The organism is Chryseobacterium sp. ERMR1:04 (assembly GCF_001297705.1).
Taxonomy (GTDB): Bacteria; Bacteroidota; Bacteroidia; order Flavobacteriales; family Weeksellaceae; genus Chryseobacterium.
Window position 1 is genome coordinate 1,063,275 of record NZ_LIRF01000008.1, and the last position, 18,045, is coordinate 1,081,319.

The 18,045-nt window shown below is 33.0% G+C and carries 19 protein-coding genes and 1 pseudogene; 13 read left to right on the forward strand and 7 right to left on the reverse strand.

Going from position 1 to position 18,045, the window contains the following annotated elements; translation table 11 throughout:
• Window positions 1-132 precede the first annotated feature (132 nt).
• From AMQ68_RS22065 to serS, 11 genes are all read left to right on the forward strand, one after another.
• Complete coding sequence (locus AMQ68_RS22065) at window positions 133-1,083, forward strand: MlaD family protein (RefSeq protein WP_054512727.1); 951 nt, start codon at window positions 133-135, stop codon at window positions 1,081-1,083.
• Window positions 1,084-1,091: 8 nt separating this feature from the next.
• Complete coding sequence (locus AMQ68_RS22070) at window positions 1,092-2,426, forward strand: (Fe-S)-binding protein (protein ID WP_054512728.1); 1,335 nt, start codon at window positions 1,092-1,094, stop codon at window positions 2,424-2,426.
• A gap of 20 nt (window positions 2,427-2,446) precedes the next feature.
• Window positions 2,447-2,854 carry a hypothetical protein gene (locus AMQ68_RS22075; RefSeq protein WP_160318008.1) on the forward strand — a complete coding sequence of 136 codons (408 nt, stop codon included), beginning with the start codon at window positions 2,447-2,449 and terminating at the stop codon, window positions 2,852-2,854.
• Window positions 2,851-3,471 (forward strand): hypothetical protein, encoded by a 621-nt coding sequence (locus tag AMQ68_RS22080; protein ID WP_054512730.1) that lies wholly within the window; start codon window positions 2,851-2,853, stop codon window positions 3,469-3,471. The genes AMQ68_RS22075 and AMQ68_RS22080 overlap by 4 nt, the downstream gene beginning before the upstream one ends.
• The gene (locus AMQ68_RS22085) at window positions 3,461-4,240 is read left to right on the forward strand and encodes a (Fe-S)-binding protein (protein ID WP_054512731.1); all 780 of its coding nucleotides are present in this window, start codon (window positions 3,461-3,463) and stop codon (window positions 4,238-4,240) included. Before AMQ68_RS22080 ends, AMQ68_RS22085 begins: the two co-directional genes overlap by 11 nt.
• A 110-nt stretch (window positions 4,241-4,350) precedes the next feature.
• Window positions 4,351-4,839, forward strand: a complete 489-nt coding sequence (locus tag AMQ68_RS22090) for a hypothetical protein (RefSeq protein ID WP_054512732.1) — start codon at window positions 4,351-4,353, stop codon at window positions 4,837-4,839.
• A gap of 6 nt (window positions 4,840-4,845) precedes the next feature.
• Complete coding sequence (locus AMQ68_RS22095; protein ID WP_054512733.1) at window positions 4,846-5,961, forward strand: glycosyltransferase; 1,116 nt, start codon at window positions 4,846-4,848, stop codon at window positions 5,959-5,961.
• Window positions 5,961-7,607 (forward strand): asparagine synthase-related protein, encoded by a 1,647-nt coding sequence (locus AMQ68_RS22100; RefSeq protein WP_054512734.1) that lies wholly within the window; start codon window positions 5,961-5,963, stop codon window positions 7,605-7,607. The genes AMQ68_RS22095 and AMQ68_RS22100 overlap by 1 nt, the downstream gene beginning before the upstream one ends.
• A gap of 3 nt (window positions 7,608-7,610) precedes the next feature.
• On the forward strand, window positions 7,611-8,858 hold the full coding sequence (locus tag AMQ68_RS22105; protein ID WP_054512735.1) for an oligosaccharide flippase family protein: 1,248 nt from the start codon (window positions 7,611-7,613) through the stop codon (window positions 8,856-8,858).
• A gap of 18 nt (window positions 8,859-8,876) precedes the next feature.
• Window positions 8,877-9,380 carry a hypothetical protein gene (locus AMQ68_RS22110; RefSeq protein ID WP_054512736.1) on the forward strand — a complete coding sequence of 168 codons (504 nt, stop codon included), beginning with the start codon at window positions 8,877-8,879 and terminating at the stop codon, window positions 9,378-9,380.
• Between the two features lie 66 nt (window positions 9,381-9,446).
• Entirely contained in the window at window positions 9,447-10,715 is a 1,269-nt protein-coding gene (serS, locus tag AMQ68_RS22115) for a serine--tRNA ligase (protein ID WP_054512737.1), read from the forward strand.
• Window positions 10,716-10,865: 150 nt separating this feature from the next.
• On the opposite strand, the gene AMQ68_RS22120 is transcribed toward serS, so the two are convergent.
• Complete coding sequence (locus AMQ68_RS22120; protein WP_054512738.1) at window positions 10,866-11,942, reverse strand: PLP-dependent cysteine synthase family protein; 1,077 nt, start codon at window positions 11,940-11,942, stop codon at window positions 10,866-10,868.
• A 156-nt stretch (window positions 11,943-12,098) separates the two neighbouring features.
• On the opposite strand from AMQ68_RS22120, the gene AMQ68_RS22125 reads away from it, so the two are divergent.
• A complete protein-coding gene (locus tag AMQ68_RS22125) occupies window positions 12,099-12,560 on the forward strand; it encodes an Lrp/AsnC family transcriptional regulator (RefSeq protein WP_054512739.1) in 462 nt (153 codons plus the stop codon).
• A 130-nt stretch (window positions 12,561-12,690) separates the two neighbouring features.
• Here AMQ68_RS22125 and AMQ68_RS22130 read toward each other — a convergent pair whose 3' ends face one another.
• From AMQ68_RS22130 to ccoO, 6 genes and pseudogenes are all read right to left on the reverse strand, one after another.
• On the reverse strand, window positions 12,691-13,458 hold the full coding sequence (locus AMQ68_RS22130; protein ID WP_054512740.1) for a sulfite exporter TauE/SafE family protein: 768 nt from the start codon (window positions 13,456-13,458) through the stop codon (window positions 12,691-12,693).
• Window positions 13,449-13,901 carry a FixH family protein gene (locus AMQ68_RS22135; RefSeq protein ID WP_054512741.1) on the reverse strand — a complete coding sequence of 151 codons (453 nt, stop codon included), beginning with the start codon at window positions 13,899-13,901 and terminating at the stop codon, window positions 13,449-13,451. Before AMQ68_RS22135 ends, AMQ68_RS22130 begins: the two co-directional genes overlap by 10 nt.
• A gap of 94 nt (window positions 13,902-13,995) precedes the next feature.
• The gene (gene ccoG, locus AMQ68_RS22140) at window positions 13,996-15,450 is read right to left on the reverse strand and encodes a cytochrome c oxidase accessory protein CcoG (protein ID WP_054512742.1); all 1,455 of its coding nucleotides are present in this window, start codon (window positions 15,448-15,450) and stop codon (window positions 13,996-13,998) included.
• Between the two features lie 102 nt (window positions 15,451-15,552).
• Window positions 15,553-16,434, reverse strand: coding sequence for a cbb3-type cytochrome c oxidase N-terminal domain-containing protein (locus tag AMQ68_RS22145; RefSeq protein ID WP_054512743.1), 882 nt, complete (start codon window positions 16,432-16,434; stop codon window positions 15,553-15,555).
• A gap of 10 nt (window positions 16,435-16,444) precedes the next feature.
• Complete coding sequence (locus AMQ68_RS22150; protein ID WP_034740204.1) at window positions 16,445-16,642, reverse strand: cbb3-type cytochrome c oxidase subunit 3; 198 nt, start codon at window positions 16,640-16,642, stop codon at window positions 16,445-16,447.
• Between the two features lie 18 nt (window positions 16,643-16,660).
• Window positions 16,661-17,617: pseudogene (gene ccoO / locus AMQ68_RS22155) on the reverse strand (cytochrome-c oxidase, cbb3-type subunit II); the annotation flags it as partial.
• A 51-nt stretch (window positions 17,618-17,668) separates the two neighbouring features.
• On the opposite strand from ccoO, the gene AMQ68_RS22160 reads away from it, so the two are divergent.
• Window positions 17,669-18,022, forward strand: a complete 354-nt coding sequence (locus tag AMQ68_RS22160) for a hypothetical protein (protein ID WP_054509276.1) — start codon at window positions 17,669-17,671, stop codon at window positions 18,020-18,022.
• Window positions 18,023-18,045: the final 23 nt, after the last annotated feature.

An 18,045-nucleotide genomic window follows, 5' to 3' on the forward strand; every position in this document is an offset into this window, starting at 1 on the left:
TAATTTCATTATATCAATGCGGCAAAGTTTTTTGCCGCATTTTTTGTATTTGGTACAGAGTAATAAGCAGAGTAATAAAAGGAAACATTAATTTAAAATGTATTATATTTGCTTATTAGAAAAAATTAGCAAGTGAAGTTCAGTAAAGAATTAAAAGCTGGTATAATAGCAATTTTAGCCATTATTGGTTTCGTGTTGTTGTTCCAATTTATGAAAGGCAGAAGTCTTTTTACTACCGATAATATATTTTACGCAAAATATGATAATGTTGAAGGATTATCTCAATCTTCTCCTGTTTCAATCAATGGATTGAAAGTAGGACAGGTTGATAAAATCATTCCGGAAAGATCAAAGGATGGAAAGATCCATTTTGTGGTGAAAGTAACGGTTGATAATAATTTTGAGTTTTCAAAACAGTCAACTCTTGAAATTTTTGAACCAGGCATTATGTCCGGTAAAGAAATGAGAGTAAATCTTACCTATGGTGGGGCGACTGCAAAAGATGGAGATACATTACAAAGTGCTTTCAAGTTAGGTACTTTAGGTAGCCTTTCTGCTCAGGTAGGTCCGGTTAAAGATCAGTTACAGTCTGTTTTGTATCGTGTTGATTCTTTAATGGCCAATGCCAACCAAGTTGTGAATGCGCAAAACAGAGAAGAGATCAAAGCGTTGCTTGCGAATCTTAACAAAACTGTAGGTGCCTTACAGACTACTGCAGGAAATGTAAGTACTCTAGTGGGACACAATGACCCGAAACTTCAAAAAGTATTGGATGATGCAAGCATAACCATGCAGACAGGTAAAGTTACTTTAGATAAATACGGAAACTTAGCAGAAAGCATCGATACTAAAAAATTAAATGCGACTATCGCCAATTTAGATGCTACAGTAGGCAAACTAAATCAAGTGATTGGAGGTATTGATAACGGACAAGGAAGTTTAGGGAAATTGATGAAAGATGAGCAGCTTTATAACAATCTGAATTCAGCATCTACCAACTTGAACTCATTGATCGAAGACATGAAAGCCAATCCGAAAAGATATATCAACTTCTCGGTTTTCGGAAAGAATAATAAAGACTAATATACCTTATGCAATATATCGATAATATTATTTTTCTAATTTTATTAGTTGCTGGTTTTGGCCTGTTTGCAAAAAGTCTGCAAAAGATATATAGAAATATCAAATTAGGAAGAGAAATCAACCGCAGTGATAATAAATCTGAACGTTGGGGAACCATGGCACGAGTTGCGATGGGACAGAGTAAAATGACAGCGCGCCCTGTTGCTGGAGTTTTACACCTTTTTGTATACGTTGGGTTTGTTATTATTAATATAGAACTTGTAGAGATCATTGTTGATGGGATTTTTGGAACACACCGATTCCTTTCGTCAATTTTTGGACATACTTTTTATAATTTCTTTACCGCAACATTAGAGGTTTTAGCCCTTTTGGTTGTGATTGGAGTTGTATTATTCTTCATTCGTAGAAATTTTTATGGGGTTAAGAGATTAACCATGAAAGAACTTTTCGGATGGCCAAAGGATGATGCCAACTGGATTCTTATTATTGAATTTGCTTTAATGATGGCATTCTTTAAAATGAACGCTGCAGATTCTATTTTGCAAATGAGAGGTGTTTTTCCAGCGCATGGAAGTTTCCCGATCAGTGAAATGATTTTTGTTCCATTTTTAGAAATTTTCAGTTTCGATAACGGATTCTTGATGTTTACTGAGAAAGCGGCTTGGTGGTTCCACTTTGTGGGAATCCTTTTCTTCATGAACTATCTTTACTATTCAAAACATTTACACATAATTTTAGCATTTCCAAGTACTTGGTTTGCCAACTTAGATAAGAAAGGAAAATTCAACAATTTAGAATCTGTTACTAAAGAAATTAAATTGATGATGGATCCTAATGCAGATCCTTACGCTGCTCCGGCAGAAGGTTCGGAAGCTGATGTTCCGTCTAAATTTGGCGCTGAAGATATTTTTGATCTTAACCAAGTTCAATTACTAAATGCTTATTCTTGTACAGAATGTGGAAGATGTACTTCTGTTTGCCCTGCGAATATTACAGGTAAAAAACTATCTCCAAGATTGATCTTGATGAAAACAAGAGACAGATTGGAAGAAGTAGGTAGAAATATTGACAAAAACGGTTCTTTCGTTGATGATGGTAAAAAGCTGTTGAATGATTATGTTACCAAAGAAGAACTTTGGGCATGTACTACTTGTAACGCTTGTACAGAAGCTTGTCCTATATTATTAGATCCGCTTTCTATCATTTTCGAAATGAGAAGATTCTTGGTAATGGAACAGTCTGCTGCTCCTCAGGAATTGAATCTTATGATGACGAATGTAGAGAATAATGCTGCTCCTTGGCAGTATAATCAGGCAGATCGTTTGAATTGGGCGAATGATTAATGTGATCAGGGATGCAAAAAGTGGTCAACTTTATTGAGAGAAATGAACTGGAAATTAGATTGTCTTTTTATCTGATAGTTGTTAATATCATTTGGATGCCTTTTATAGTTTATCTATTTTCTCAAAGTAATTTTTCTGATCATGTAGGTAATTATTTTTTATGGATTCCGTCAATATTTTTTGTCATTTATATCATCGTAAAGAAAGTTAAGTCTTCAGAATTTTTATTGTTTCCACCCATTAGATTTATCTGTTTTTATTTTTTATTTCAGGCTTTATTATTTGATGCATCATTTTCAATAAATAATGCCATTTTAAATCGTCAGAAATATGATAATTTAGATGAATTTATTACCGAAACCAATGACGAAGAAATAGAAGAAAAAGAAACACTTGTTGAAAGGATTTATAAAAAGATATTTAAATGAAAAAAATATTCTTCATAGTACTCCTGTTAATTTCTGGTTTTGTGTTGGCTCAGTCAGCAGAACAGAAAAAGATTTTAGCTGATACGCAGTCTTTTTTAGACTTATTTCAGAAAAAAGATTATGAGGGAATTATCAATATGACTCATCCAGCGGTGGTAGAAAAGTTTGATAAACAAACGATGATCGCCGGATTTAAAAATGTTCTTGAAGGAAATGAGGCCTATAAAATAGAACTTAAAAATGCGGATAAGAACGCAATCAATGTTTCGGATATTTTTAAAACTAAAGAAACAGAATATGCATTTGCCACTTATCCAATTACAATGATTGTAACTTTCATGAATGAAAAACTAGACGAAGCCAAACAAGAAGCGGTGAAGTCTGTTATGAAGTCAAAAGGGATGAATCCTAAATTTTTAAACGATAATACTTTGGAAATGGCGAAGCAAAGTATGGTAATTGCCTTGAAGGATAAGTCTACCGGTAACGAGTGGAAGTATTTGAACTATGATGAGTCTAATATGATGCTTCTTTTCGTGGTTCCAGTAGATGCAATGGCAAAAGCAAAAGAATACTATGCCAATTTTTTAAATAAACAAAAAGAAAATGCAAATTAAAACAATGGCAGAATATGCTGCCGAAGGAAAATCACCGGAAGTTTTGTTTTGGGTTGGCTGTGCGGGAAGTTTTGATGACCGTGCAAAAAAAATAACGAAAGCATTTTGCAAAATACTAAATAAAATAGGCGTTGAATTTGCTGTTCTCGGACAGGAAGAAAGCTGTACTGGAGATCCTGCAAAAAGAGCAGGAAACGAATTTGTGTTCCAGATGATGGCCTTAACGAATATTGAAGTTCTGAATGCTTACGATGTAAAAAAAATAGTAACGGCTTGTCCGCACTGTTTCAATACGCTTAAAAATGAGTATCCGAGCTTAGGAGGTAATTTCGAAGTAATACACCATACCCAATTCCTTAGAAAGTTAATGGAAGAAGGTAGGTTGAAAATTGAAGGCGGTGCTTTCAAGGGTAAAAAAATTACTTTCCATGATCCGTGTTATTTAGGAAGAGCAAATGATGAATATGAAGCACCAAGAATGTTGCTTGAAAAATTAGATGCTGAGCTTGTAGAAATGAAGCGTTGTAAGACCAATGGTCTTTGTTGTGGAGCTGGAGGTGCACAGATGTTTAAAGAGCCTGAAAAGGGGAATAAAGACATCAATATAGAAAGAACAGAGGAAGCTTTATCTTTCGAACCTAAAGTAATTGCTACAGGTTGTCCATTTTGTAATACAATGATGACCGATGGGGTGAAGCATTTTAATAAAAATGAAGAAGTTGTTGTTAAAGATATTGTAGAGCTTTTGGCTGAAGCCGAAGATTTGTAGACTATTGCAACTTTAAAATATAATAATAAGACTCAAGATATTCTTGAGTTTTGTTATTTAAAAAATATGTTAATTATAATTCTTAATTTTATACTTTAAAATTACCAGAAATGAAGATTGAAGAATCAAGTATCGTAGAAGCTAACGACTATAGAGTTATTATATATCCGGCATCAAGACCTTTTACAACGAAGGAAGCAAAAACCATTACTGAAAAACTATATGATTTTTTGGCCAATTGGGCTGCACACGGAAAACCGCTTTCCTCTTCTTTTAAAATCGAAAAAAATCAGTTTATTGTGGTTTGTGTAGATGAAGAGAAAGAAATGGCTTCAGGATGTAGTATTGATGCATTAGGAAAGATCATGAGAGAGATTGATGAAGAATACCAATTAGGATTATTCGACAGAATGAAAGCGAGCTTTGTAGAGAATGGAGAGATTAAAACGTTGAAACTTATTGATTTTAAAACAAAATTGAGAAACGGAGAGTTATCAAGAGACATTGAGGTTTTTGACTTTTCAAAAAACACCTATCTAGATTTCTTAGGACACTTTCTTTTACCAATCGATAAAAGCTGGGCGGCTTCTATAAAATAATTTCTCTTGAAAATACTTTTTATTTCCTCATGGTTCCCCAACAAACTGGAGCCTACTAACGGCAATTTTGTGCAGCGTCATGCGGAAGCAGCGGCATTATTTCATGATGTTGAAATATTGCATGCAATTGGAGATATCAACCAAAAAGGAAAGTTTATTTTTGACGACAACATAATAAATGGGATTAGAACGCTTGTTGTTTATTATAAAAATACGAGTAACCCTATTCTCAACTTTATAAGAAGAATAAAGGCCTATAAAGAAGGTTTTCAGAGAATGCAAAAACCGGACTTGGTTCACGCAAATGTTCTTCATAATAATATGCTTTTTGCGGTGTATCTGAAGAAGAAATATAGAATTCCTTTTATTGTTACAGAACATTGGACAGCCTTAAGAAGTAAAAATTATAATATCACATCCTCTAAAATTAAAAGGATAGCGAAATATATTGGAAATCAAGCATCAGTAATCTGCCCGGTAAGCGAAGATCTAAAAAAAGGAATAGAAAATATAGGTGTTAAAAAACCGATGACTGTAATACCGAATGTAGTAGATACACATCTTTTTTTACCCAGATTAACAGAGAATACCACTTTTAATTTTATTCACATCTCTAGCTTAATTCCTAGAAAAAATGCTGATAAAATATTGAAGGTAGCCATTAAACTTTTGAATAAGGGGTATAATTTTACCTTACAAATAGGAGGGGATGGTGATTTCTCAGAATTAAAAAATAGTGTAGAGAAAGAAAATTTACAAAATAATATTGAGGTGTTTGGTATGCAAACTTTGACGCAAGTATCTCAAAGAATGCATAATGCAGACTGTTTTATACTTTTTAGTGATGATGAAAACCAACCATGTGTAATCGCAGAATCATTTGCTAGTGGTATACATGTAATTTCAACAAATGTGGGTGGTATTTCTGAGTTTTTCCCTGAAAATAGCGGAATACTTTTGGATCATGCAGATGAAAATCTATTGGAAAATGCGATGATAAAGATGCTGTCAGACCATAATTCTTTTTGCAGAAAAGATATATTGGTAGAGTATGCCGAGAAAACTTTTTCACAAGATACTATTGGTAAACAATTTACTGAAATTTATCATAAAGTAATATAATGACAAAGGGATTTTCTATATTTATTCATAATGATCAAGTTCAAATTAATCACTATTTTGAAAATAAAACTTATGATTCAGTTTTCATAGAAACATCTGAAGTTACTATTTTACTTGAAGGCGTTATTCTCAATAAAAAAGATTTACTTAAAAATTCATCTGATACTTTTAAGGACTATTTAGTTCAAAGTTATTTGGAAAAGAATTGGAGGGTTATTCAACAATTAGAAGGTGAATTCAGAGGCTGTATTTGGGATAAGCAAAAGAAAAAAATATTGATTTTTACCAATCCTACTTCTACCCAAAGAGTTTTCTATGCAAAAATAAATAACAAATTTTCTGCAGATTCAGATTTAGTCAGATTAAGTAAAACCATCAAAGAACATCGTATTTCTTTGGCTCCGGACATGATTTCGTTGTATCAGTTGCTTGCTATAGGTTATCTTTTGGAAAATAGAACTCCTATTGAAGACGTTTATAAAATTTCAGATTCTCACTTTCTAGAAATTGATTGTGAACGCAACATAGTTAGTGAAAAAGAATATTTTAATGTTTCTGAAATTGAATATTATTCTAAAACTAAACAAAATGCAGTTGATGATATTCATGAAGTTTTTACAGAAGCTGTAAAATGGGAATACGAAAAAGATATCGAGCTAAATACGTCTCATTTAGCATTTTTAAGCGGAGGATTAGACAGTAGAATGGCAATGTTTTATGCTATTCAAAATAAATTTGATATCGGATGCGCACTTTGCTTCTCACATTCAGGATATCTTGATGAAAAAATTTCTAGAGAAATTGCTTCTGATTATAAATTACCTTATGAATTTGTTTCTTTAGATAATGGAAGCTTCCTTAAAAAAATAGATGAACTGACGAAAATTTCAGAGGGAACGAGTGTTTTTTCTGGAGGAATTCATGTGCAATATGCTTTGGATAATCTTTCCTTTCAGGACTTTGCAATTTTTCATGGCGGGCAAATTGGTGACGGAATTTTAGGAGGATTTAATTCTGAGCCTAGAGCAAAATCTCCTACAGAATATAAAATTATAGTTAATCAAAATTTTCTTCCAAAGATTCAATCTGATTTGCAAAAAGTGATGAAAAACTATGAAAGAGAAGAAATATTTTTATTGAAAAATTTGGCATACAATAGAACTGTTCTGGGAACTCAGGTATTACAGCAGAAATCTTATCATCTTTCTCCTTTTATGACGAAGGATTTTATTAAATTATCTTTAAGTCTTCCGGAAGAATGGAAATATAAACATAAGTTTTATTTTGAATGGATGGCAAAACATTGCAAAGAAGCTACAAAATATACTTGGGAAAGAACTCTAATGAAACCTGATGCCCATTGGAAAGTGAAGTTTGGAGATACATTTTTGAAAAGGGGATATTTGCTTTTATATAATAAGATTTTACAATCGCCTGAAAAAGCCAGTATGTATCCTTATCAATACTACTTTGATTCTACGCCTGATATTCAACGATATTACCAGAATTATTTTAATGAAAATATAGGAAGACTGGAATCCTATCCTGAGCTGAGAGAAGAGGTAACCAATTTATTTTCTAAAAACACATTTTATTATAAATGTCAGGCAATTAATGTTTTATCTATTTTTAAACTTTACTTTTAGTGAATGAAAAGTCTCCCGAGTTTTTTACGAAATTTTCTTAAAAATCAAGGACAATATATTCTTGCCTCTCTTTTGATTGGGAAAATTTGTGCTTTTCTTTCTTCGTTATTCATCATTAAGCTGTTACCCATAGAAGACTTTGGTAAAATGAGTATTGTAGCTGCTATTTTTGCTATTTTTTCATCATGTGCAGGTTTTGGAAGCAATCAAAGTTTACTGAGGTATGGATCTATTTCTGAAAGTCAGATTGATAAAGAAAAGCTTTCGGCTTATCTTTTGAGACAAGGTTTTATTTATCAACTTATTCTTACGGTAGTTTTTTTAGGAAGCAGTTTATTTTATGTGAATAAATATGAAGATATCATCTGGATATTTATATTTTTTGCGGTACGTTTTGTCGGATTTTATTTTTTCAATTATGTTCAGACAGAATTGAGAATTAATAATAAAAATCGTAAATTTGCTAAATTAAATAATGTCATAAACATTGCCGGATTATTTGTAACACTTATACTGACATATTTTTTTGAGTTAAAAGGATATCTTATTGCAATCGCTCTGATTCCATTTTTATGTTTTTTTTGGTATGAAAAAACAGATTTATCCGTAAAAAAAGTTCCCAATATTTTTAATTCAAAAGATATTTGGAAATATGCATTTAATACGTCGGGAACAACAGTTCTATCAGATGCTCTTTTTTCTTTAGATATTCTTCTTCTGGGGTTTTTATTAAATGAGAGCTACGTTGCAGATTATCGTGTTGCTATACTTATTCCATCTAATGTAACTTTTCTTGCTTTGGCTTTTATGCAAAGTGATTTTCCTGTTTTAGCTAAAAATTATAATAATAAATATTTTCTTAAAGAGTATATATCAGGGTATTATAAGTTTTTTATTCCAGTTTGTTTATTGATTTTTTCTGTTTGTACATTTTTTAGTAAAGATATTTTGAAAGTATTTTTTAACGAAAAGTATGCTGAAAATTCATTACTATTTGTCATTTTTACATTTACTTTTTTAATGAATATTCTCTTTAGAAATTTATATGGAAATTTAATGTCTGCTGTCGGAAAAATGGCTATTAATACAAATGTTTCCTTATTTTCTTTGCCACTTTTAATATTACTGTCTTTTATTCTAGTTCCTAAATATAAATTGATGGGAATGACGATTAGTGTTTCTGTTACATTGCTGTTTTCAGGTTTCTTTTTGGCTTTCTTCTTTTATAAATATCTTAAAGAATTAAAATAAGTTTTTATCTTTGTTGAAATGAAAAATGTTGTTTTCGGAATATTGGTCGTATTATTTGCACTTTTAAGCTGTAAAAGAGAGGATGACGATTCTATCCAAAAAATAGATCAGATACTTGATCTTTACATGAAAAATAATGCAGGACAGGATTTGCTTAATGGAAAAAAAGCAGGTTCCTTTTCTTCGTATGCGGTAAATGATATTTTTGGTGATGCAGATAATTCGCCGGTTAGTATTCCTCTTAAAATGACCTCCGATTCTTTATTTTACATGGAATATATTACGGGAGCTAAAAGAAAAATTTTAGATTCAGTAAGTCCTGAAAACAGAACGTATTATTCTAGATTAGCACTTTCTTTAAGAAGAACAGTTAACAATGTTGCAGATACAGTTAATGATGTTGTAGAGATACAATATCACTGGACGCCAACTGTTTTTGAAGTCTCCAAAGTATATTACAATGGCACCTTAAGGTTTACAAAGCAACCTGGTGGGCTAAATGTAGTTACAATCGTAAAATAATTTTTAAATTTGCATAACTTGTTAGGTAATTATATCTAACATTCTAATAACTAACATCTAAATAAAATGTTACAAGTCAATTTTTTGCGCGATAATAAAGAACGCGTTTTAGAAGGTCTGAAAAAAAGACAATTCAAAAATCTTGAGTTGGTAGATGATGCTATTGCTACTGACGATGAAAGAAAAAAAATCCAATTTGAATTAGATTCTCAACTTTCGGAAATCAATAAAATCTCCAAAGAAATTGGAATTTTAATGAAAGAAGGAAAAAAAGAAGAAGCGGAATCATCAAAATCTAAAACAGCACAGTATAAAGAGTCGAGCTCAGAATTGAAATCTCAGTTAGAAATTAAAGAAAAGGCTTTATTAGATATTTTATACCAGCTTCCGAATATTCCCAATGAATTGGTAAAAAGCGGAGCGTCTGCAGAAGATAACGAGATTATTTATCAGTCTCATGATGTAGAAGGTCTTGGTGAAGGAGCAATTCCTCATTGGGAGCTTGCTAAAAAATATAATTTGATTGATTTTGAATTAGGCGTTAAAATTGCTGGTGCTGGTTTTCCTGTTTATTTAGGAAAAGGAGCGAGACTGCAAAGAGCTTTAGTTCAATATTTCTTAGATAAAAATGTTGAGAAAGGGTATATGGAAGTAAATCCTCCTCACGTTGTGAATGAAGCTTCAGGATACGGAACGGGTCAGTTGCCGGATAAAGAAGGGCAGATGTATTATATTCAGGCTGATGATTTATATTTAATTCCAACAGCAGAAGTTCCGGTGACGAATTTATACCGTGATGTCTTGTTGGAAGAAAAAGATCTTCCGATTAAAAATACCGCATTTTCTCAGTGTTACAGAAGGGAAGCGGGAAGTTACGGAGCTCACGTAAGAGGTCTGAACCGTCTTCACCAATTTGAAAAAGTAGAAATTGTAAGACTTGAAAAGCCTGAAAATTCTTACGCTGTGTTGGAAGAAATGGTAGAGCATATCAAAGAGATTTTAACAGATCTTGAACTTCCTTACAGAGTATTAAGACTTTGTGGTGGAGATACAGGTTTTGCTGCTGCAATGACGTATGATTTTGAAGTTTGGAGTGCTGCTCAGGAAATGTGGCTAGAAGTAAGTTCAGTTTCAAATTTTGAGACTTTCCAGGCAAATCGTTTGAAATGCCGTTACAAAACGGATGGTAAATCTCAATTGGTTCATACTTTAAATGGTTCAGCGATGGCGTTGCCAAGAATTATGGCAGCTTTGCTTGAGAATAATCAAACAGAAGAAGGTATTAAGCTTCCTAAAAAGGTTGCAGAATATGCAAGGTTTGATGTGATTAATTAAACTATTATATTGTATAATAAATAATCCCCTTTCATTTTTGAAAGGGGATTTGTTTTTATAAAGAATTGTATTAATGTAGCTAGTATTTAGATTGTTATAATTGTTTACATTGAAGAATATTACCGATAAGATTTTAAAATCATATCATTTTTAAAACCCCAATAAAGGTTTTTCTAATCGGGCAATAGGTAAGAATCCGGTAAAATCAAGATCTTTAGCTATATAATCTTCTTTCATTGGCTGTTCTTTCACTAAATCGGTACTTAAATATTTTTTATTATCATCAGGAAGTAATGTTACAACTACCGCATCGCTCCCCAATTCTTCTTTTAGTTTTATAGCTCCAATGATATTGGCACCAGATGATATGCCCACTGCTAAGCCCAATTGTTGTGCTAGCTTTTGAGCCATAATGATGGAATCGCCATCTGATGCACAAATAACTTGATCTAGCTCATCCAATTTAACGATAGCCGGAATAAACTCATCTGAAATTCCTTGTATACGATGGGAACCTATTTTGTAACCAGTTGTTAGAGTAGGACTTTCCAAAGGTTCTAAAGGATGAATTTTAACGTTTGGATTATTATTTCTTAATTGTTTACCTATTCCCATAACAGTTCCGCCTGTCCCTACTCCTGCAACAAATGCGTCAGCCGTAAGTCCTTTAGATGCTAGCTGAAGGACTATTTCTTTTCCAGTTGTTAATTCATGAGATTCAGCATTGTATTGATTTTCAAATTGACGGGGTAAGAATACTCCTCCTTTGGAAGCTAGCTGTTCGCTTAATGTAATACTCCCTAGAAAACCTCCATCTTCTTTTGATACAAGCTCTATATCGGCGCCCATACTTTTTATAATATCAATACGCTCCTTACTTAGCCAATTAGGCATAATGATTTTTACTTGATGTCCTAAAGCTTTTCCAATTGCAGAAAAGGCAATGCCTGTATTACCACTCGTCGCCTCAATGATTGTATCTTTGGGATTAATCTGGCAATTCATGTAAGCTTTGTATAAGATATATAAAGCCATTCTATCTTTTATACTGCCGGTAAGATTATAGTTTTCGCATTTTACATATATTTTTCCAGGTTTGCCTTTGTAAATATATTGCAGCTCCAGCATTGGAGTATTTCCAATTAAACACCATAAGTGCTTAAATCTACTATCTAACTGAGGAGATAGACATTTGTGAGATACATTTTTTTCAACGGTTAACATCATGTGTTTTTTTATTGTTATATCAACAAAATTATATTTATTCCGTTATTTATTCAATAGGTTGCAGAAAATTCAATAAATATTTTGGAATCTACATATTTAACAAGAAAATTTACAGATATTTTATTAAATTGAGATTGTAATCAATAAAAAGTCAAAATGAAATTAGATCAAACTGACATTAAATTATTAGAACTTCTACAAGAAGATGCAACACTGAACAATAAAGAATTATCTCTACATCTGCATTTATCTGTTGCAGCTACGCATGAACGTGTGAAAAAACTTAAAACAAATGGGTATATTATAAAGACCGTAGCTTTATTGGATAGATATAAAATAGGTTTAGGACTCATCTCGTTTTCTCAAGTGTTTTTAAAAGCGCACACTTTTGATGTTTTACAAGAATTTGAGAAGGAAGTTATTTTACTTCCTGAAGTGATGGAATGTTATCAGATCGCCGGTTCCTATGATTTTATGCTGCGTATAGTAACTAAGGATATGGATTCGTATAATATATTTCTACGTCATAAATTGTCATTACTTCCCCATGTTAATACGGTACATACGTATTTTGCTTTATCGGAGGTGAAAAGTGTAACGGCTTATCCTTTAGAATAATATTTTGCTATTATTTTAGATTAGAGCTTTATACCGTGATAGCGAAAATTTTCTTGTTTATATTTTTGAGTTTTACTTCTTTGTTTTACGCTGTTTTAAGTGCATACTTCATTCAGCCACCTAGATTATCTTAGTGACAATTCGTTGCGCTATGTTTGTGCGTGCTGTGATCTCCGGGTAAATGGCAATCTCCTTGATTATCTTTAGAAATGGTCATCGCTTCAGCTCTTGGAGAAATGTAAGGAATTCCGAGTTCCAGACCTCTTACAATAAATAATCCTCCTAGAATGATCATAACGACTGGAATTACTTTTAAAACTTTCACTCTAAAAGCTTGATTCATCAAGTTTCCGACCAAAACTACGGCAAACATGAATGGAAGTGTTCCCAATCCAAATAAAGCCATATATGAGGCTCCCTGCCATATTCCTCCGCTTGCTAGGCTTGCTGTTAGTGCCATATAAACCATTCCGCATGGTAAAAAGCCGTTAAGAATGCCTGTTGTAAACCTAGAACGGTAATCTGCTTTTTGTAGTAACCTTCCTAAATTTGATTTAACTTTAAATAAAAATTTAGAAAAGAAAGGGATTTTTGACGCAAAATCTTTTCCTCCAAAAGAAAATACGGCCATTATGATAAGCAGAATTCCAACAGCTATGGTTAAGTATCGCTGAAAGCCTGCCATTTCAAAGCCCTGACCAATAATTCCCAACACAGCTCCCAAAAGAGCATAGGTGAAAATTCTACCAAATTGATAAGTAAGATTTTGCAGGTAAAAATTAGTAGCCTGTTTTTTTGTTAATCCCATCGATAAAGCAATAGGTCCGCACATTCCGATACAGTGAAAACCGGAAGCAAATCCCAAGCCTATGGCCGATAAAATAAGTGCTATTTCCATATCACATCATAATCCAATCTGTAGTCTGTTTTATCTTTCGTCCACATCAATCTTAGTGTATAATTTCCTGGTTTCAATACTTTTCCTGGTATTGAAATAGATTGATTTGCATCCAGCTGTTCAGATTTTTTAATATCTAAATTCTGGTCATCCGTTCTATTTAAAACAAATTTTACTGTCGTGTTAGAATTGTCATATCCTTTTGGAAAAAGGACTTTAATTCCGTTTGTATCTTGGCTGTAAGTAGGTTTTTCCTGTAGGTCGTCTGCTTTTTTCTTCGCATCAATTACATCTTGGTATTTTAATTCTTCTTCATAATAATTATCGGTTACCATTTCAGAATTTTTTTGCCCGTTCGGGAAAAGAAATAACATCGATAAAATAAAAACTATGAATGCAAATAATGCAATTACAACACCGTGTCCCCAACTAAAGTTTTTCATATGTAAATTTTATTATTTTTTAAAGGTCATAGGGAAAATATGTCCATCATTGGTGTTTATATTTCCAAATTAAGGAAATTATTATTGCTGAAAATTAAAATTGTAATTTAAATGGTCCCTCAAAATAAGTTTTGTAAGAATCTACCAATTTACCTTTCATATCATAAACACCAATGGTGATATTTTGTTTTGAAAGCTTCATTTCGTCTTCAGGGAAACTGATGTTGATGGTTCCTTTTGACATTTTATCTCTTTCTACAGTAATCTTACTTGATGCGCTGTAGGTGATTTCTCCATGAGTAGGTTCAATGACTTTAATCGTTACGATTTTCTTATCATTGGTCTTGTTTAAGAAGGTATAATTGTAGGTATTGGTAATTTTTCCGTCTTTTACAAAGAATGTACTTCCTGCAGGTTTAATGAATTTAGCTTCCATCTCTCCACGATTATAGAGTAAGAATCCTAAGAATCCAACCAATAAAGCTAGAACGACTGCGAAGCCTTTCATTCTTCCGGTGAATTTAAATTGAGTTCCTTGTTCAATTTCATTTTCAGAAGCATATCTGATCAATCCTTTCGGAAGACCTACTTTTTCCATCACTTCATCACACGCATCGATACAAGCTGTACAGTTAACGCATTCCAGCTGTTGACCGTCTCTGATGTCAATTCCTGTAGGGCAAACAACCACACATTGATGACAATCGATACAATCTCCTTTTCCGGCAGCTTTTCTGTCTTCACCTTTTCTCCATGAAGATCTGTTTTCTCCTCTTTTAAAATCGTAGAAAACATTAATGGTATCTTTATCAATTAAAACTCCCTGTAATCTTCCGTATGGACAAACCAAGGTACAAACCTGCTCTCTAAACCATGCAAATACAAAGTAAAATGCTGCGGTAAAAAGAACCATCACGATGAAATTCGTAGGATGTGCAAATGGCCCTTCAGAGATAATTCTAAGTATTTCCTGATATCCAACAATATACATAAGCATAAAGTGGGTGATAATCAATGAAATAATCATGTAAACAGTCCATTTTAAGCTTCTTTTCCAGATCTTTTCGGTATTCCACTCTTGTCTGTCAAGTTTCATCTGTCTGTTCCTGTCACCTTCAATAAGATATTCTATTTTACGGAAAATCGATTCCATAAAAATTGTCTGAGGACAAATCCACCCGCAGAAAATTCTTCCGAACGCAATCGTAAAAATGATGATAAATATTAAAGAGGCGATGGCACCTAATGTAAGAATGAAAAAGTCTTGTGGATAGAAGGGTTGTCCGATGATAAAAAACTCTCTATCAATAACATTAAACAAAAAGAATGGGTTGCCATTGATCTTAAGAAATGGCACTGTAAAATAAATAACTAATAAGCTGTAGCTTACAATATCTCTATAGTTGGTAAACTTCCCTTTTGGTTTTCTAGGAAAAACCCATTTCCTTTTACCAGATCGTTCCATTGTCCCTATAGAATCTCTGTAAGTTTCAGGCTCCAGAACCTGTCCTTGCCCGCCTTTTACTTCTATTTCTTCTATGTCTGACATTTTGTGATGTGTTTAATAAAAAAAGAAAAGCATAATTCGTTACTATTTTTTCATTTAATAACAAATTATGCTTTTCATATACTTTCTAATTTTCTTTTTAACTTATTCTTTCTCCCAATGAGCTTCTGTTCCCTGAGGAGCAGCTCCACCTTGAGCCGGTGTCACTGGAGGTTGCTCTTGATTGATGTGATATACATACGCTGCAATCTTCTCAATCTCCGCACCAGAAACTTCACCGTTTTTACCAAATGCTCTCATGGCAGGGTTAGTAGGTGAACCATTCCAGTCCATATGGAAAACGTTTTTGAATAAAGTTTTCTCTGGCTGGTTGATCCAGTAGTTATCCGTCAAGTTTGGACCGATACCACCACTACCATCTTCCTTGTGACATGAAGCACAGTTGGTTTTGAAAAGCTCTTTACCTTCTGCGATATTATCAGCAGAATATTTTGCTGTTTCAATAGTTACAGGAGGCTGATTTTTTTCGTATTCAGCAATACTTGCAATCTGCTCTTTGTATTCTTGTTCGTATTCGCTTAATGGGTGAGCAAAATCTGTGAAAGAGTATGCACATATATAAACGATACAAAAAGCGGTCCCAAAATAGAATAAACCTACCCACCATTTTGGTAATTGGTTATCCAGCTCCATGATTCCGTCGAAACCGTGGTCAATAAGGATATCTTTCTCTTCTGTTTCAGATTGCTTCTTGAATGCAGCATCGTACATTCTTCTTAGGAATGGTACTTTCTTTTCTGCTAAATAAGCTGCTTTTTCTTCTGCAGATAATTTCTTGAATTTATTATTTTCAATTAAATCTCCAATTGAACTGTGGATATAAGCTAAAATAGCACCTATTACAACAGTACCCCAAAAATATGGTGAGGCTAAAAACGCGTAGCTCTGTACAAACAAATAATAAAAAACTATTAGAAGTCCAATTATTATTATAATGTTTACAACAACCGGTGTCCTTTGTTTCATAATAAATAGTTTAATTTTTTAAATTAAAATCATCTTCATCATCCCCCAGAGGAGCTTCTTCTTCTTCCTTATAATATTTTTTAGGCCTGCTAAAAACATATATTATTAGGGCTACGAAGAACATCATAAAGAATATCAGTGCCAATGTTTGATACAAGCCTGCATTTTCTGTATTGGATAATATATCTTTAAAGTTCTGAGGAATCATTTTTGAAGCTTTTAATGTTTAGTTATTACTTGCTGTTTTTATTTCTGTTGTTTTGATATCAGTTCCTAATCTTTGTAAGTAAGCGATAAGAGCTACAATCTCTTTCTTCTCTAATTCTCCTTTAGGTCTCTTAGCATAAGCGTCTTTTAAGTCGGCTGCTTCAGAGAAAATATCTTTTACAATTTTCGAAGCCTGATTATCTGCCCATGCATCAGCAGAATCTATCTGAGGTTTTGTATATGGAACCTCGAAAGTATTTTTCATCAGTTTCATTTTATCAACCATTTTAGATCTGTCTAAGTTAGTAGCAATTAACCAAGGGAAACGAGGCATGATAGAACCTGCAGATGTAGATCTTGGGTTATACATGTGTTTGTAGTGCCAAGAACTTGGGTTTTTACCTCCTTCTCTATGTAAATCTGGTCCTGTTCTTTTTGATCCCCATAAGAATGGTCTGTCATATACGAACTCTCCAGCTTTTGAATACTGTCCGTTTTTACCATTGAATCTGGTAATCTCATCTCTGAATGGTCTGATCATTTGAGAGTGACAAGAGTTACATCCTTCACGGATATAAAGATCCCTACCTTCTAATTCAAGCGGTGAATAAGGTTTTACTGCTGAAATCGTAGGTACACTTTTCTTTAAAGATAGTGTAGGGATGATTTCCACAGAACTACCAATTGATATTGTTAAGAAAGATAAAATACCCAATAATACTGGTGTTCTTTCTAACCAAAGGTGAGTTCCTTCTCCTTCTTTTCTGTTTTTTCCAATGTTTGCTAATGCTGGAGCTTCTGCTGGAACTTCTTTTTGGAATGATCCTTTTCTTACAGTAGCTACAACGTTTACAACCATTAAGATTGCTCCAGAGATATAGAATAGACCTCCTGCAAATCTCATTTTATAGTAAGGAATAATAGCAGTAACGGTATCTAACCAGTTTTTCCACAATAGTGTTCCGTCTGGGTTAAACGGATCAGTTCCAAAACTTGGGGAGAAAATAAAAAATGATATTTTTGTAGTATGTTAAATGATGCCGAACTGCTTAAATTATTTTTACCTGAACTCTTGATTGAATATTTTGAGATTGTAAAATTTGAAGAGGAAAACAAAATTCTACATATTTACTTTGAAGAAAAAAATACAGTTCCAAAAGAATTTTCTTCGCTCATATTACAGTCAAAAGGTTTTGTTCCTGAAATTATGGTAGATGATTTTCCTCTCCGCGGAAAAACAGTGAAGCTCCACATCAGACGTAGAAGGTGGACTGATACTAAAACAGGAAACATCATTCAAAGAGATTGGAATCTTATTGCCAAAGGAACCCGCATGACACAAGATTTTGCAGAGTTCTTAAAAAAAATCAGCAGATACTAAAGCGCTTCCCTGTAAAACCATTG